The sequence below is a fragment of the Cryobacterium sp. TMT1-66-1 genome (assembly GCF_004403435.1).
Taxonomy (GTDB): domain Bacteria; phylum Actinomycetota; class Actinomycetes; order Actinomycetales; family Microbacteriaceae; genus Cryobacterium; species Cryobacterium flavum.
On record NZ_SOGP01000023.1, the window covers coordinates 50,191 to 65,324 of the forward strand.

Here is a 15,134-nt window from a genome sequence, read left to right on the forward strand (position 1 = left end):
TGCCCACTGGCGGTCAAGCTACGCCGGCAGGCGTTATCGGAGCGTTACTCGATGTGCGAAGGCGCGACCAGCCGTTCGATCGCGGCAAGGGGGATGGGCAGCCAGGTGGGGCGATTGCGAATCTCGTACACTGCTTCGTAGAGTGCTTTGTCGAGTTCGAACGCATCGAGGAGCGCGCTCTGCTCGGCCAGCTTGATGCCGGACCGTTCGGAGTAACCGTCGAGGAAGGCGTTGCGGCAGGCCGTGGCCCACTCAAAAAAAGTGGGCAGGGCATCCGTTGTTTCGGCCATCGCCCCCGCCACGTACGCGAACGAACGTAGCATGCCCGCAACGTCGCGCAGCGGAATGTCGGGTTGCGTGCGCTCGCGCAGGGTACGCAGCGGTTCCCCCTCAAAGTCCAGGAGTACCCAGCCACGGCCGTCGACATCGAGCACCTGGCCGAGATGGAAATCACCGTGAATGCGTTGCAGCCGCGGCCAAACTGCCGCCTCGGCCCGGGCGAACACCGCCTCGATGGCATCGCGGTAGGCGGCGAGAACCGGCACTTCGTCCAGGGTCTGCCGGCAGCGCAGGCGCATCTTCGCCATTTCGTCCGCGATCACGGTGGGGGTGGCATCCAGGGTCGGAAGGGTTCGGGCGAGGTCGGCGTGCACATCAGCGGTGGCCTGCCCCAGTCGAAAAGCTGGGCCCGTGAAGTCGCTGCCGGCGGCAGCGGCGACCAGGGCGGTGCGCCAGGCATCCGGAGCATCGGGTAAAAACTCCTGGGCGAAGGCCAGGTGTCCGACGGCACGGCCGCCCGGTTCGGCGGGGTCATCCCACTGGCCGAGGATGGCGCCGAACGGCAGCGGGATCCGCGCTGATCCGGCGCTCGCCAGGGCAGCCTGAACCGTCACATCCGGATTCTCGCCGGCATGAATGATGCGAAACACCTTGCAGATGATCGGCGTCGTCGGCGCTCCGGCAGCGTCCGTGCGCTCCACGATGATCGAGGTATTGGATTGCTCACCGCTGAGTACGCGGCTGGAGGTCACCACGGTCTGCGACGGGGCCGCTGAACCCGATCGCAGATCGTCGCCGCGCGCACTGGCGGCGGCACGATCGGTTGAGGGCAGGCTGGAGACCGACACGCCCTGCAGCTCCATGAACGTGAGTACGGCGGCAGCGAAGGCAGGATCGTAGGCCGCGTCGTAGATGAAGCGTGCGTGATCAGAACCGGGCTGGCGCACGGTGATCAGGGCATTGGCTGCACCGGGCAGTTCAGAGACGCGCTCAGTTGTGGGCAATTGGTACAGAGTGATTCCCAGGCTCGCGGTATCCAACATGAGGTCGACGCGGATGCTCACTCCGGCCTCGAGGGAGTCCAGCGAAAAATGGCCGATGCTGCGCAGGGCCGGTACCTGCCCCTTATTGCCGAACCAGCGCTGCCCCGCGACCCATGCGTTCACATAGTCGGGCAGCGGAGTACCCCGATGGTTCGGGGCGAGGTCGGGATTGCTGGAGCTGTGTGCATTCTGGGCGCGCTCTCCATCGATCATGCCGCCAGCGTAGCCTCCTCTCCCGGATTACGCGCGAGGATGCGTGCGGGTCGTCACGCCGAAGCCCCAGCGGATTCTCGACCGGCGCGATTCGAAGGACTACCGTTCGTCAAGCCCCCCAAACGGGATTTCTCGAATCTGACGACATTTTTGAGAGCCTGCGCTAGAATTGTAAACAATTGACAGGTGGTTGAACTGTGTCGCATCGTCAATAAAATTCTCATTCCGTGCACCTCAGTCACTCACTCAAGAAAGAACCGTGAACGGTATGCCCCAGCGTTATTCATTGGAACCCGTCATTCAGGAATCCACCCCGTCGATCATCGCCCGCAAGCTGCGGTACGCGATCGCCCACGGCGAGGTGGCTCCCGGGTCGCAGCTGGGCGAGGCCGAACTCGCCCGCGAGCTCGGCGTCAGTCGGGGACCGCTGCGCGAAGCCATGCAGCGCCTGACGCAGGAGGGCCTGCTGGTCAGTATTCGCAACCGGGGCTTGTTTGTCATCGAAATGACGGATGCTGAGATTCGCGACATGTACGTGCTGCGCACCGCCATCGAATCGGCCGCCTGCAAGCTGCTCGTGCGCGCCGACCACGTCGCCGCCGGTGGAGACCTGCTGGCCAAGGTGTCCGAGATGGAGAATGCGGCCGCCACCGGCGACCGCGCCGCCATGAGCGACGCTGACATGGCCTTCCACGAACACCTCGTTGCGTTGAGCGGCAGCCGCAGCCTCGCGCGTATCCACAGCACGCTCATGACCGAGACGCGCATGTGCCTGACCGTGCTACAGGACTCCTATCGGGTCACCGAGGAGTGGATCGCTGAACATCGCGGCATCGCCGAGGCTGTGCTGGGCGGGGATGGTCCATTGGCCGAAAGCCGGCTGAGTGACCACGAAGACGACGCGATGGCGCGACTGACCAGCGCACCGGCATTCGTTTCGGTCGGCTGATGCTGAAACTGACACGACGCCGCAGCGTTCGCCGCTACGTATCGCGACCGCGCTGATGCAGGACCCTACGAAAGAGCGGATGCGCCGGGAACGGGTCCCGGCGCATCCGCTTACCTCGTTTCTAATCAGCGGATGACCGTGATCGGCACGGTGGGCAGCGCCACAGCCCCGAGATGGTCGGTCGGTACCCGGTAGGTTTCCCGGGCGGTGAAGACGGCCACCGGAACCCAGCCGGTGATGCCGCCGCCGAGCAGGGCGTAGCCGATGCTCGGTGCGAATCCGGCGAGCAGAAAACGGAGCTGCGTACCGATGGCGAAGCCGGAGTAGCGCACAGGGGCAGCGAACATCTCGGAGAAGAACGAGGGTCACAGCCCGTCGACCATGGAGTAGCAGCCGCCGCAGTGCCGCCGGATCGGTCGGGGTCTGGTCGGTGTACCCCTCGCGATGCCGCTGCAGCATGTCTTCCTGAAAGTCGGGCGCCGAGTAGGCGAGCAGCACGAGTCCGGAGGAGCAGGCGTAGATGGGCAACCGACCGGCGATCTGGGTGATGTTGAACGCCGACCCGTGGGTGGTCAGTCGCTCAACGTCGAGCACGACTTCGCCGTCGAGAACGCCCAGGGTGGTGCGTTCCTGCACGACCGTCTGCACGTCTTCCATGAACGGCAGGGCGATCTGGCGCAGATCGGTGGTGCGCCAGCCGCGGGAGGCCAGCTCCCAGAGGCGAACGCCGAGTCGAACTTCGCCGCTGTCGGCACGTTCAAGCAGGCGCTGCTCGACCAGCTGTGCAACGAGGCGGTGCGTGGTCGCCAGGGAAATTTCGACGCGACGGGCGAGGGCAGAAACTGTCATCGAGGTGCGGGTGGCGTCAAAGGCGCCGAGAATGCTCACGAGTCGCGTCAGCATTGAATCGCCCGAGGGAGAGTTGGCCATGGGACTCAATGTGCCGCTTGCCCGGTCTGTTCGTCATGACTGGGAAACTCAAACGGATGCCCGCCGCGACCGGTTCGCGACTGCTGGTTGGGTTGTGACGTGCTGGGGGAAGGCCACCAGGTTCTGGTCGAGCTGGTCGAGACCGCCACAGTTTTGCGATGCCTGTCTCGCTGCCCAGCCATCCGTGGGTCGAGTGCTTCGGGCAGTTCGGGCTTATTTGTTCCAGTTGGGTTTCTCGGCGGGGATGGCGGCGCGGTTTTGGCCGGCGGGGCGCCAGGTGTGGGTGGGGTCGAACAGGAGCGGTCCTCGTACCCAGGGTCGGCCGTCGCGCATGTCGATGTCCCAGCCGGAGGTGTCGATGCTGGAGTGGGCGGCGTTGCAGAGAAGGACTGCGTTGTCGATGTCGGTGAGGCCGCCTTTCTGCCAGGGGAAGACGTGATGAGCCTGTGCGAGGTGGGGTGGCACGGTGCAGCCGGGGATGACGCAGCCGCCATCGCGGGCGGCGAGGGCTCGGCGCTGTTGGGCGCTGAAGAATCGGTTGCTGGTGCCCAAGTGCAGGATCGTACCGGTGTGGCCGAACAGGATGGGTTGGTAGCCGCCGGCGCAGATGAGTTCGTCGACTTGGTTGGGGGTGAGGGGGCCGTCGATGCCGTCGATCCAGCCGGCGCCGCGGCCGTCGAGGAGGTCGTTGATGTTGATGTGTACGAGCACGGTCGGGGCGGCACCGCCCATGGTCGGGGTGCCGGGGTGTCGGGCTGCGGCTTCGAACACGGCGCGGAGGATGCTGGCTTGTTTTTCGTTGCGGGAGCGGGTGTCGTCGGGTTGCTGCGGGCACGGACCGTGCGGGCCAGGTGGGGGGTTAGCCTCGACCTCGACTTCGACCCCGGTTTCTGCTTTTGCTTGGGTTTCGGCCTCGTTGCTGGTGCCGTTGCTCTGCGTGCCGTTGGTGCTGGCGTCGGAGGGTTCGGTCTCCCGGAACTCAACCGTGGTGCGGGGTATGACATCGGTGGCAGGGGTGGCCGTGGGGGTATCGTTCCCGGGGACCGGGTTGGCCGCGGCGGCGGACAGGTACGCATCGAAAACGTTGCTCATGATGGCGCGGTCGAGGGTGGTGAACCAGCCGCTGAGGCTGTAGCCGCCATTGCTGAGGGTGCCGAAGGTGAGCCAGCTGCGCCGCTCGGTCGGGGCCTCGCCGGGCGCGGTGCCGTCGGGGGCGAGGCGTGCTTTCCACTGGATGCCCTGTTGCCGCAGCAACTCCGGTGCGAACGCGATGCCGGCTCCGGGCAGTCCCTCGGTTTCGGGGGTGATCGCCCCGGAGCCGCTGGCCACGAGGGAGCGTTCGACCCGGTCGAGGTCCTCCACCAGCACGGAGGAGCGTAGGCCGTCGAGTACCTGCACGATCACCCGGGCCTGCTCCAGCCCGAGCGCCCCGCCCTGCAGGGCCTCTCCGAGCACCGGGTAGGTGGGGGCCAGCGGGCGGCCGAGCAGCATCCGCTGCCCAGCCTTCTCACCGAGCACGACCCGCTGCCGCACCTCGGAGCGAGAGAGCCGGGCGAGGGTGCAGACCAGCTCGACGCCGCTGCGGCAGCCGAGCCGACGGGCCAGCGTCGGCGCAGCCAGCGTCGTCGCCGCACCCGCCACGCTTGGAGCGGCCGCACTCTGATCAACAGCAGCTTGGGCGGCGGCTTTCGCTGCGGCAGCATCGAAGTATTCGGAGCGACGCAGCACGTCCGACGTGGAGAGCACCCGGGCTCCGTCGACGACCCGGCCCACGCTCTCTAACGCCAGCAGCATGGTCAACGATTCCTCATCACCGAGCAGCCCGAACGACACCCCGCCCAACGCCGCCAACAGAATCTCCCGAGCCTGCTCCACCGCCGCAATGACGGGGTTCGAACTGGTCTCGCTCGGGTTTTCCATGAACATGGGCGCCATTGCCTCCTTCACGCCAATTCTACCAAGAATCGAACGAAAAAGCGATAGAAACTCACAAATACTCCAGGCACCAAAGTTGCCCGACCGATCCAATTTCGTCAACATTACTGCGACCGTCATCAGGCAGCGCAAGGACGATCATTCGCGTTTCACCGCCGTACCGTCTTGGCGTCAGCCATGCAATGTCGAAGTAATGAGCGATTCTCCTTCGCGAATGCGCCCCAAGCATTCGCGCTTACCCATTGCCCGACGCAACACTGTTGCGCCAGTTCCGCGCCGCCCGTGCCCGGCAGCGGTGCCCGACAGCGATAGTCGACCCGCTGAGTTGGCTCGTAGCCAACCGGGGCACCCACGACGACGTGACACCGCCGGCAACCTCTGACGGCATCCCAGGCTCAACCTGAACCCTGGACGAAGAAATCGCCTACCAGCGAGCAGTTAGGCCGAGGCGAAGGTGTGCGCCAGACGCACGGGTTCAACGCGAATGCTGGTGCGTTCGCAACCGGTGCACTTGAGAACGTAAAGGGGAAGGGTAATGCGCAGGGCCTGCGCGGGGTTGGGTTTCAGGTCGGCCTGAGACTTGCAAAACGGGCAGGTAATTCGCATCGAGGGTTGTCCCTTGGCTTGGTTCTGAGCTAGCGATAACTCGCGTCAGATTGACCATAAGGGGCGATAGCATTTTTCCGCTCCCCCTTGAACTTCTAGACAAAGTATGTATACAGAGCAGTTCGTCTGTCCCCGTTTCGACGGACTCTATCGCAGAAGACTCAAGGCGAGCCCGAATGGTGTTCTCAACGAGGAGGATTTGTGTATACAGAGATTTGTTGCGGGCTGTGCATTCGCTGCCGTGTCAGCCCCCACGAGAGCGCTTGAAGCCCGCAGACATACACTGTGCCCATGAATACTGTGTCAACAAATGCCGCGCCCGGCACCCCCGGGCCAGCCGCGGCCGAGCCGAGTCCTGCCTCGGCGCCGCCCCTTGCACCGAAGACCGCGAGTGCCCGCCGCGGACTCACCATCACCTGGCACCAGCAGCACAAGAAATCCCTGACCACGGGGGAGCGGGCCGCCGACACCATGCGCAACTCCATGGGCAGCTGGCGGTTCGTCGGCGGCTTCGTGCTGTTCATGATCCTCTGGGCCGTGGCGAATTCGTTCGCGTCCGGCTGGGATCCGTACCCGTTCATTCTGCTCAATCTGTTCCTGAGCATGCTCGCCGGTCTGCAGGGCGCGATTCTGCTCATCTCGGCCAAGCGGCAGGATGCGATCGCCGCGGCGCTGGCCCAGCACGACTTCGATACGAACATCGCGGCCAAGACCGACATCGAAGCGCTGCTGGAGATCAACAATCGTCAGCTCGCCATGATCGGCGATCTGCAGGCTATTCTCGAACGCCTCGACCTGCCGACCCGATCGGACGGGCCGACGCCCGCGACGAACGACTAGCCGTCTTCAGCCTAAACGGATGCCGCCAGCAGGCTCACGACAACGGTGTCGCCCTTTGTCGACAGCTGGCCGACCTCCACAAAGCCGAGCCGGTCGTGGAAGGCGAGGGAGCCCGGGTTCCGCGGCTCCAGGTTGACCTCGCAGAGCACTTCGGCGAGCTCCAAACGGCGGGCAGCGCGGAAGATGGCGTCGTAAAGCACCTGGCCGAGGCCCTGCCCGCGATACCCGTCGGCCACGACGATGCGGTCGACGTAGAGAAAATCACTGGACCGGGCCGAGAACCACCGGTAGTTCTCGCTCTGGTACTCCGTTCCGGCGACGAACAGAATGGCGAAGCCGAGCACCGTGCCGACATTATCGTCGTCGACAACGGCGACCGCGAGGTGGCTGTGCAGCGCCAGCGAAGCCAGCGCCTCGGCATCCAGCTCGTTGACCGCGGGAACGGCCTCATTGTTGAGCGCGAGCAGGCGCGGCAGATCGGCGGGCACGAAGGAACGAATGGAGAAGGTCACCCCTAACGATAAGCCGTGTCTCCACTTCACAGCTCGCCGGCCCGATGCACCGCCGTCGCGATGACCAGGTCTTCCCAAGACATTCCCGTGCTCTTGAAGATGCGTGGCCGACCCAGATCTACGCCGATCGCACCGATCACCAGTTCACGCAACGGCACGAGGTCTCCCGGCCGGACCACACCCTCGGCCAGGGCCATGATCACGTCACCGGCCTCGCGCAGCGCCGTCGCCGGGTCTTCGACCACAACCTGGGCGCGGGAGAGGAGCGCGGAGTCGAGCTCGCGGGCATCCGCTTCGTGCGAACCGACCGCGACCACGCAGCAGTCGTCGGGCACCAGCGACCCATCGAACAGGGGAGTGCGGGCGGTCGTGGCGCACACGATGAGCTGCGCCGTCGCGACGTCGGCCGCGATGCCGACCCGGGCCGGCAGCCCGGTCGCGCTCACCCGAGCTGCGAACAGCTCGGCACGGGCCTGGTCGCGGGCCACGATAGTGACTCGATTGATCGAGCGGATGGCCCACATCGCCTCGATGTGGCCCCAGGCCTGCGGCCCCGATCCGAACACGACCAGGTGTTCCACGGTAGCCGGAGCCAGGTAATCGCCGGCGGCGGCCGACACGGCCGGGGTGCGCAGGGTCGTGATCGCGGCGCCATCGAGCAGGCAGACCGGGGTCAGCGTCGCGGCATCGAGCAGCAGGTAGACGCCCTGGATGCGCTCGACGCCGAGCGCCGGGTTACCCGGAGCGACCGAGGCCACCTTGATACCGACGAAATCCGGCGCCTCGGTGGGCATGAGCAGCAGCTGGCCGCTTGCGACCGGCAGCACCTGCCGGGCGAAATCCTGTGCCGGGTCGAGCCCGCCGAGGAGCGCGTTCTGCACCGCCCGAACAGCGGCGCGGTAGTCGACCCGCGCGAATATCTCGTTGGCCGTTATCATGGCGGGCAGAACGGGCGCGTTTTCAGATGTCATCCCTCGCAGACTATCGGCCCGGTGCGGTCCGACCTCGAGCACTGTCAGAATGGACTGTCGCCGTTTCACTCTGGCGACTCGTTCGAGGAGACAACGGCGTATGACTCACCAGGTGAGCACGAACACCAACACGAGCACCGGCAACTACCGCGCGGCCCGCGACCAGCTTCTGGCCCTGCGCGACGATCACGCCCGCGCCGCGCAGGAATTTGAATGGCCCGACGTGGGAGACCACTTCAACTGGGCCACCGACTGGTTCGATGTGCTCGCCCGTGGCAACGACAAGATAGCGCTGTGGATCGTCGAAGAAGACGGTAGCGAGAAGAAGTTCACCTTCGACGAGATGGCTCACCGGTCAGACCAGGTTGCCACGTGGCTCAGCCATCAGGGCGTGCGGCGCGGCGACCACGTCATGCTCATGCTAGGCAACCAGCGCGAAATCTGGGAGGCCATGCTCGCCATCATGAAGGTCGGCGCCGTCATCATGCCCACTAGCGCCGTGCTCGCCTCGCACGACCTGAGCGACCGGGTGCAGCGCGGCGGCGTCACCCACGTCATCGCCAACTCGTCCGACGCGGCCAAATTCGACGACGTCCCCGGCGACTACGGGCGCATTGGCGTCGGTGCCCCGAAACCCGGCTGGGCCGATTTCGCCGATGCCTACAGTGTCACGCCCGAGCCCATCGAGACGGTCGTGGCATCCGCTGACCCCTCGCTGATCTACTTCACCTCCGGCACGACCAGCAAACCCAAGATGGTGCTGCACTCGCAGACCTCCTACCCGGTGGGCCACCTGTCCACCATGTACTGGCTGGGCCTCCGCCCCGGCGACGTGCACCTCGCCATCAGCTCGCCCGGCTGGGGCAAACACGCCTGGAGCTGCTTCTTCGCCCCATGGATCGCCGAGGCTACCGTGTTTGTCTACAACTACTCCAAGTTCGATCCCAACGCCCTCATTGCGCAGCTGCATCGCGCCAGGGTCAGCACCTTTTGTGCGCCGCCCACGGTCTGGCGCATGCTCATCCAAACGGATGTTGGCGCCCGCCCCGCCGCCCTCCGGGAACTGCTCTCGGCCGGTGAACCATTGAACCCCGAGGTCATCCGGCAGATCGACAACGGCTGGAAACTGACGATCCGCGACGGATTCGGCCAGACCGAGACCACCGCCATCGTCGGAAACGGGCCCGGATCCGTGCTGAAAGCCGGGTCGATGGGGCTGCCCCTGCCCGGCGTCTCGATCAAACTGCTCGACCCCATCACCGAGCTGCCCGCCGACGAGGGCGAGATCTGCCTCGATCTCTCGCAGAGCCCGGTCAACCTCATGAGCGCCTACCACGGCGAACCCGACCTCACCGCGCACGCCATTCGCGGCGGCTTCTTTCACACCGGCGATGTCGCCAACGTGGATGCCGACGGCTACCTCACCTTCATCGGCCGCACCGACGACGTGTTCAAATCGAGCGACTACAAGGTGTCACCGTTCGAGGTGGAGAGCGTGCTGCTCGAACACCCCGCAGTTGCCGAAGCCGCCGTCGTTCCCGCGCCCGACTCCACCCGGTTGAACATTCCCAAGGCCTACATCCACCTCGCCCCGGGCTGGGAACCGAACGCCGAGACCGCCGAAGCCGTACTTCGACACGCCCGCACCGGCCTGCCCGCCTACATGCGGGTGCGCCGGGTGGAATTCTTCGAGCTGCCCAAGACCATCTCCGGCAAGATTCGCCGGGTCGAGCTCCGCGAGCGCGAAGACGATGCGGCCGCCGCCGGCACCCGGCTGCCCGACGAGTGGCGCGACGACCAGTTTCCGGGGCTGAAACGGTAAGCATCCGCTGACGGAAAAGTCGGGACTTACGGCCCGAGACAGCCGCCGGCCCCGTCGCTAGCGTGGAGGTATGACCCTCCTTGACAGCCCGCGTTCCGCCGCTCCCAGCATCGACGATGGCTGGGCCGGTTTCACCGCCGGACCCTGGCAGCACGGAATCGACGTGCGCGATTTCATTCAGCGCAACTACACGCCGTTCACCGAAGACGCGAGCTTTCTGACCGGGGCGACCGAGCGCACCCTGGGCCTGTGGGCTCGCCTGTCGACGATGTTTCCCCGGGAGCGGGCGCTCGGCGCCTACGACGTCGACCCGACGACCCCGGCATCGATCACCGCGCACGCCCCCGGCTACATCGACCGACCGAACGAGATCATTGTCGGATTACAAACGGATGCCCCGCTCAAGCGCGCCATCATGCCGTTTGGCGGCTGGCGCATGGTCGCGACGAGCCTCGAGACCTACGGCTACCCGGTCTCGCCCGAGCTGGAAACGATCTTCACCAAGTACCGCAAGACCCACAACGACGGCGTGTTCGACGTGTATCCGCCGGCAGTCAAGCGGGCCAGACACAGTCACCTCATCACGGGGCTGCCGGATGCCTACGGTCGCGGCCGCATCATCGGCGACTACCGCCGCGTCGCGCTCTACGGCGTGACCGCGCTGATCGCGGCGAAGAAGATGGAACGCGCGACGCTGGACGAGCAGCCGAGCACGGAAGAGATCATCCGCTCGAGGGAGGAGAACGCCGAGCAGGTGCGGGCCCTGAAAGAACTCGTTCAGATGGCCGCCAGTTACGGGTCCGACATTGCCCGGCCGGCACGAACGGCGACCGAAGCGGTGCAGCGGCTGTACTTCGCCTACCTCGGCGCGGTCAAGGAGCAGAACGGTGCCGCCATGTCGTTCGGCCGCAACAGCGCCTTCCTCGACGCCTACCTCGAGCGTGACCTTCAGGCCGGAGTGTTGACCGAGAGCCAGGCGCAGGAACTCATTGACGACCTCGTGATCAAGCTGCGTATCGTGCGATTTCTGCGCACCCCGGAATACGACCAGCTGTTCTCCGGCGACCCCACCTGGGTCACCGAGTCGCTCGGTGGCATCGGCCTCGACGGGCGCACCCTCGTGGTGAAGACTGCGTTCCGGTTTCTGCAGACCCTGTACAACCTGGGACCAGCGCCGGAGCCGAACCTCACGGTGCTGTGGAGCGACGCTCTGCCCGAGGGATTCAAGCGCTTCTGCGCGCAGGTCTCCATCGACACCTCGGCCATTCAGTACGAGTCGGACGACATCATTCGTGAGGCCTGGGGCGACGACGCCGCCATCGCCTGCTGTGTCTCGCCGATGGGGGTCGGCAAGCAAATGCAATTCTTCGGCGCCAGGGTCAACGTCGTCAAGGCGCTGCTCTACGCCATCAACGGCGGTCGCGACGAACTGACCGGCGAGCAGATCGCGCCGGTCACCGCCCCGCTGGCCGGGGACGTGCTCGACTATGACACCGTCTGGGCCGCTTACCTCGCGAGCCTCGAATGGCTCGCCGAGACCTACGTCGACGCGCTCAACTGCATCCACTACATGCACGACAAGTACGCCTATGAACGGCTCGAGATGGCCCTGCACGACGGCACCATTCTGCGCACGATGGCCTGCGGCATCGCCGGCCTCAGCGTCGCCGCCGACTCCCTCGCCGCGATCAAGTACGCCACCGTGCGTCCGGTGCGCGACGACACCGGCCTCGTCGTGGACTACACGATCGACGGCGAGTACCCCTCGTTCGGCAACGATGACGACCGGGTCGACGAGATCGCGGTCGCCATCGTCGAGACTTTTATGGCCATGATTCGCAAGCACCCCACCTACCGGAACGCCGTACATACCCAGTCGGTGCTCACCATCACCTCGAACGTGGTCTACGGCAAGAAGACCGGAAACACGCCCGACGGACGCCGCGGCGGAGCGCCCTTCGCTCCCGGAGCCAACCCGATGAACGGCCGCGACACACACGGCATGCTCGCCTCGGCCCTGAGCGTGGCAAAACTGCCCTATTCCGAAGCGCAAGACGGCATCTCCTTGACCAACACGGTCGTGCCGACCGGTCTCGGCCACACGCCCGAGGAGCAGATCACCAACCTCGTCGGCCTGATCGACGCCTACACGCTCGCGAGCGGGTATCACCTCAACATCAATGTGCTCAACCGCGAAACCCTTGAAGACGCCATGCTGCATCCCGAAAACTACCCGCAGCTGACCATCAGGGTGTCGGGCTACGCCGTGAACTTCGTGCGCCTCACCCGCGAGCAGCAGCTCGACGTGATCAGCCGCACCTTCCACACGAGCGTCTGACGTCGTGGGTGCCGCGGTCAATGTCGGTCCACACCGCCTGGGTGTGCCGGTGAAGAGAACCTCAGACGGGCCGTCGCGAGCGGATGCCGTGGGCCGGGCCGTGCGCGCAGCATCCGTGGCCCGCGCCTCCACCACTGCTGACCTGCACCAGTTGGACCTCGCCCGCACCGCCACCCGCGCTACGGGCGCTCCGGCGACCAAGAAGCACCACGAGAATCTGGCCGCGATCCGCGACGGTCGGGTGGCGAGCGTGCACTCCTGGGAACTCGTCACTGCCGTCGACGGGCCGGGCACCCGGCTGACCTATTTTCTCTCCGGCTGCCTGCTGCGCTGCCAGTACTGCCACAACCCGGACACCTGGAAGAAGCACGACGGCCTGATCACGCCGATTGAGGATGTGCTCGCCCGCATCCGTCGCTACCTCGGTGTGTTCACGGCGACCGGCGGCGGTCTGACACTGTCCGGCGGGGAGCCGCTCATGCAACCGGCATTCGTCGCACGGGTGTTCGCCGAGTGCCATGAGCTCGGCGTGCACACGACCCTCGACACCTCGGGGTATCTCGGCACGAGCGCGTCGGACGAGTTGCTCGATCACACCGACCTCGTACTGCTCGACGTGAAGTCCGGCCTGCCCGACACCTACCGCGAGGTGACCGGGCGAGAGCTGGCACCGACCATCGCGTTCGGCGACCGGCTGAGCGCGCGCGGAACCAACGTCTGGGTTCGGTTCGTGCTCGTTCCCGGGCTGACCGACGCGATCGACAACGTGGACGCCGTCGCCGAGATCGTGGCCCGCTGGCCCAACGTCTCCAGGGTCGAGGTGCTGCCCTTTCACCAGATGGGAGAGGACAAGTGGAACCGCCTGGCCATCCCGTATCCGCTGCACGGCGTGCAACCGCCGGACGCTGCCCTGCAGGAGCGGGTGCGCGGCCAGTTTCGCGCCCACGGCCTCATGACTTTCTGAATCAACCTCCTAATAGCGGGCGAGCAACTCCGTCTTTTTGGCGAGGAATTCGGCATCCGTTACAACGCCGGCGTCGCGGAGCTGACCCAGCTGGGTCAGGTGCACGGCGATGCCAGTGGAAGCAGCGGGCGCGAGTTCGCGCCGGATGGGTGCGGCAGTCAGAGCCGCGATCGGCCCGGGGGCGACGGCGGGCCCGTGCACCGGTGACGGCGCAAGCGCCGGAGCAGCATGCCCGGCCTGCGACATTCGGTCGATCCAAGCCAGGGCGATGGCGGAGAGAATGAACACCATGTGGATGATGACCTGCCAGAGCACGCCGTCCCAGGTGTAGACGTTGCCGGTGATGGTCTCGGTGGGGTTCGAATCCACTGGCGTGCCGCGCGCGGCCAGGTCGCCGACCTCGATGAACGTCTTGAGCAGATGAATCGACGAGATCCCCACGATGGCCATAGCGAGTTTCACCTTGAGCACGTTCGCGTTGACGTGCGACAGCCATTCCGGCTGGTCGGGGTGACCCTCTAAGCGGATGCGCGAGACGAACGTTTCGTAGCCGCCGATGATGACCATGATCAGCAGGTTCGCGATCATCACGACGTCGATCAGGCCGAGCACGGAGAGCATGATCGCGGCTTCTTCAACGTGGATGCCGCCGTCGTTACTCGGAACGGTCAGTGACGTCCAGACGTCACCGCCGAGGTTGATGAGCTCAACCATGAACACGATCACGTAAATGATCTGCGCGATGATCAGGCCGATATAGAGGGGCGCCTGCAGCCAGCGGCTGAAGAAGATCATGAGCCCGACGCTGCGTACCCAGCGGGACTGGGGGCGGAAGGGGCGGGGGAGGGCTGTTTCAGTCACCGGTCGATCATAAGTTGGCCCCGAGTGAGAACCTCCTGTGAGCTCAGCTGGTTTTCATCGCCCGCACCAGCAGGCGGGAGTCGGCGATCGCGGGTTCCAGCCCGAGCAGCTCGGCGAAATGGGCCGACGGTTCGACCCCGAGTTCCCGCCCCAGGTGGGCCCGAAAACTGCGGTACACCCGCACCGCCGAGGCGTAGTTGTCTTCGGCGAGGTGGCAGCGTACGAGCAGGTGCTGGGCGCTTTCCCGCAGCGGGTCGACAAGCGCCGCTGCCCGTGCTGCTCCCAGGGCGCGGTTGAAACTGCCGGCGACCAAGTAACAGCGGGCCAGGGCTTCCAGCGCATCGACCCGCTGGTTCAGCAGGTGATCCTGCTGGTCGATCACCCATTCCTCGTACCAGCCCGGCAGCAGGTTGGCTTCCTGCAGCAAATCGATCGATTCGGGCGTCACCGATCGTGCGCCGTTCAGGGTGACCTCGGTGATCAATTCCCGTATCTCGCGCAGGTCAACGCGCACCGCGGCGTCGAGTTGCGGAGGATCAGTCGCGCTCAAAAGTCGGGGCAGTTCATGCGAGATGCGAAAGACGCTCGCCCGCAGGTTTCCGGCCGACTGACGCTCGGGGCTGTCGGGCCAGAGCAAGGCGGCCAGCACGGGTCGCGGTTGGGGGTGAAGCAGGGCGAGGGCGGCGAGCAGCCGCTTCTGACGTGCACCGACCTCGACCGGAATGCCGTTGTAACGCAACTGCCAGTAGCCCAGCACGCGAAGATCCCAGCCGGGTGTCGCTGAAAATCCCATGAGTGCTCGATCCGCGAAAGAATACACAGCGGACCCGCAACGAGACAGCGGGTGCTGCTACCGCCCAGAATGGCCAGC

General features: G+C 65.6%; 12 protein-coding genes and 1 pseudogene. 5 read left to right on the forward strand and 8 right to left on the reverse strand.

Going from position 1 to position 15,134, the window contains the following annotated elements; all coding sequences use genetic code 11:
- Positions 1-44: 44 nt before the first annotated feature.
- A complete protein-coding gene (locus tag E3T29_RS16530) occupies positions 45-1,535 on the reverse strand; it encodes a phosphotransferase (protein WP_134346647.1) in 1,491 nt (496 codons plus the stop codon).
- Positions 1,536-1,821: 286 nt separating this feature from the next.
- Here E3T29_RS16530 and E3T29_RS20380 point away from each other — a divergent pair, with 286 nt between their 5' ends.
- Entirely contained in the window at positions 1,822-2,484 is a 663-nt protein-coding gene (locus E3T29_RS20380; protein ID WP_241987867.1) for a GntR family transcriptional regulator, read from the forward strand.
- 125 nt (positions 2,485-2,609) lie between these two features.
- Here the strand turns inward: E3T29_RS20380 and E3T29_RS20385 are convergent, their stop codons facing one another.
- From E3T29_RS20385 to E3T29_RS16550, 3 genes and pseudogenes are all read right to left on the reverse strand, one after another.
- On the reverse strand, positions 2,610-2,831 hold the full coding sequence (locus E3T29_RS20385; RefSeq protein WP_241987868.1) for a hypothetical protein: 222 nt from the start codon (positions 2,829-2,831) through the stop codon (positions 2,610-2,612).
- Between the two features lie 88 nt (positions 2,832-2,919).
- Positions 2,920-3,414: pseudogene (locus E3T29_RS20770) on the reverse strand (IclR family transcriptional regulator); the annotation flags it as partial.
- Between the two features lie 213 nt (positions 3,415-3,627).
- Complete coding sequence (locus E3T29_RS16550; protein WP_166792445.1) at positions 3,628-5,349, reverse strand: HNH endonuclease signature motif containing protein; 1,722 nt, start codon at positions 5,347-5,349, stop codon at positions 3,628-3,630.
- An 897-nt stretch (positions 5,350-6,246) separates the two neighbouring features.
- Here E3T29_RS16550 and E3T29_RS16555 point away from each other — a divergent pair.
- Complete coding sequence (locus tag E3T29_RS16555; protein WP_370449190.1) at positions 6,247-6,795, forward strand: DUF1003 domain-containing protein; 549 nt, start codon at positions 6,247-6,249, stop codon at positions 6,793-6,795.
- An 11-nt stretch (positions 6,796-6,806) separates the two neighbouring features.
- On the opposite strand, the gene E3T29_RS16560 is transcribed toward E3T29_RS16555, so the two are convergent.
- Both E3T29_RS16560 and E3T29_RS16565 read right to left on the reverse strand, forming a co-directional pair.
- The gene (locus tag E3T29_RS16560) at positions 6,807-7,307 is read right to left on the reverse strand and encodes a GNAT family N-acetyltransferase (protein ID WP_134346649.1); all 501 of its coding nucleotides are present in this window, start codon (positions 7,305-7,307) and stop codon (positions 6,807-6,809) included.
- A 26-nt stretch (positions 7,308-7,333) separates the two neighbouring features.
- On the reverse strand, positions 7,334-8,278 hold the full coding sequence (locus E3T29_RS16565; RefSeq protein WP_198417782.1) for an ornithine cyclodeaminase family protein: 945 nt from the start codon (positions 8,276-8,278) through the stop codon (positions 7,334-7,336).
- A 100-nt stretch (positions 8,279-8,378) separates the two neighbouring features.
- Here E3T29_RS16565 and E3T29_RS16570 point away from each other — a divergent pair, with 100 nt between their 5' ends.
- The 3 genes from E3T29_RS16570 (at position 8,379) to pflA (ending at position 13,402) form a co-directional block, all read left to right on the forward strand.
- Positions 8,379-10,100 carry an AMP-binding protein gene (locus E3T29_RS16570; protein ID WP_134346650.1) on the forward strand — a complete coding sequence of 574 codons (1,722 nt, stop codon included), beginning with the start codon at positions 8,379-8,381 and terminating at the stop codon, positions 10,098-10,100.
- 70 nt (positions 10,101-10,170) lie between these two features.
- On the forward strand, positions 10,171-12,438 hold the full coding sequence (gene pflB / locus E3T29_RS16575; protein WP_134346651.1) for a formate C-acetyltransferase: 2,268 nt from the start codon (positions 10,171-10,173) through the stop codon (positions 12,436-12,438).
- Positions 12,439-12,589: 151 nt separating this feature from the next.
- Positions 12,590-13,402: a pyruvate formate-lyase-activating protein gene (pflA, locus tag E3T29_RS16580; RefSeq protein ID WP_241987897.1), complete on the forward strand. Its 813-nt coding sequence runs from the start codon at positions 12,590-12,592 to the stop codon at positions 13,400-13,402.
- Between the two features lie 9 nt (positions 13,403-13,411).
- Here pflA and E3T29_RS16585 read toward each other — a convergent pair whose 3' ends face one another.
- Positions 13,412-14,263, reverse strand: coding sequence for a TIGR00645 family protein (locus tag E3T29_RS16585; protein ID WP_134346652.1), 852 nt, complete (start codon positions 14,261-14,263; stop codon positions 13,412-13,414).
- Between the two features lie 43 nt (positions 14,264-14,306).
- Positions 14,307-15,056 (reverse strand): bacterial transcriptional activator domain-containing protein, encoded by a 750-nt coding sequence (locus E3T29_RS16590; protein ID WP_134346653.1) that lies wholly within the window; start codon positions 15,054-15,056, stop codon positions 14,307-14,309.
- Positions 15,057-15,134: the final 78 nt, after the last annotated feature.

Coding starts and splice junctions, on each gene's coding strand:
- E3T29_RS16565 (WP_198417782.1), bottom strand. CDS start 8,278: ATGACATCTGAAAACGCGCCCGTTCTGCCCGCCATGATAACGGCCAAC.
- E3T29_RS16570 (WP_134346650.1), top strand. CDS start 8,379: ATGACTCACCAGGTGAGCACGAACACCAACACGAGCACCGGCAACTAC.
- E3T29_RS16555 (WP_370449190.1), top strand. CDS start 6,247: ATGAATACTGTGTCAACAAATGCCGCGCCCGGCACCCCCGGGCCAGCC.
- pflB (WP_134346651.1), top strand. CDS start 10,171: ATGACCCTCCTTGACAGCCCGCGTTCCGCCGCTCCCAGCATCGACGAT.
- E3T29_RS16590 (WP_134346653.1), bottom strand. CDS start 15,056: ATGGGATTTTCAGCGACACCCGGCTGGGATCTTCGCGTGCTGGGCTAC.
- E3T29_RS16550 (WP_166792445.1), bottom strand. CDS start 5,349: ATGGCGCCCATGTTCATGGAAAACCCGAGCGAGACCAGTTCGAACCCC.
- E3T29_RS16530 (WP_134346647.1), bottom strand. CDS start 1,535: ATGATCGATGGAGAGCGCGCCCAGAATGCACACAGCTCCAGCAATCCC.
- E3T29_RS20385 (WP_241987868.1), bottom strand. CDS start 2,831: ATGTTCGCTGCCCCTGTGCGCTACTCCGGCTTCGCCATCGGTACGCAG.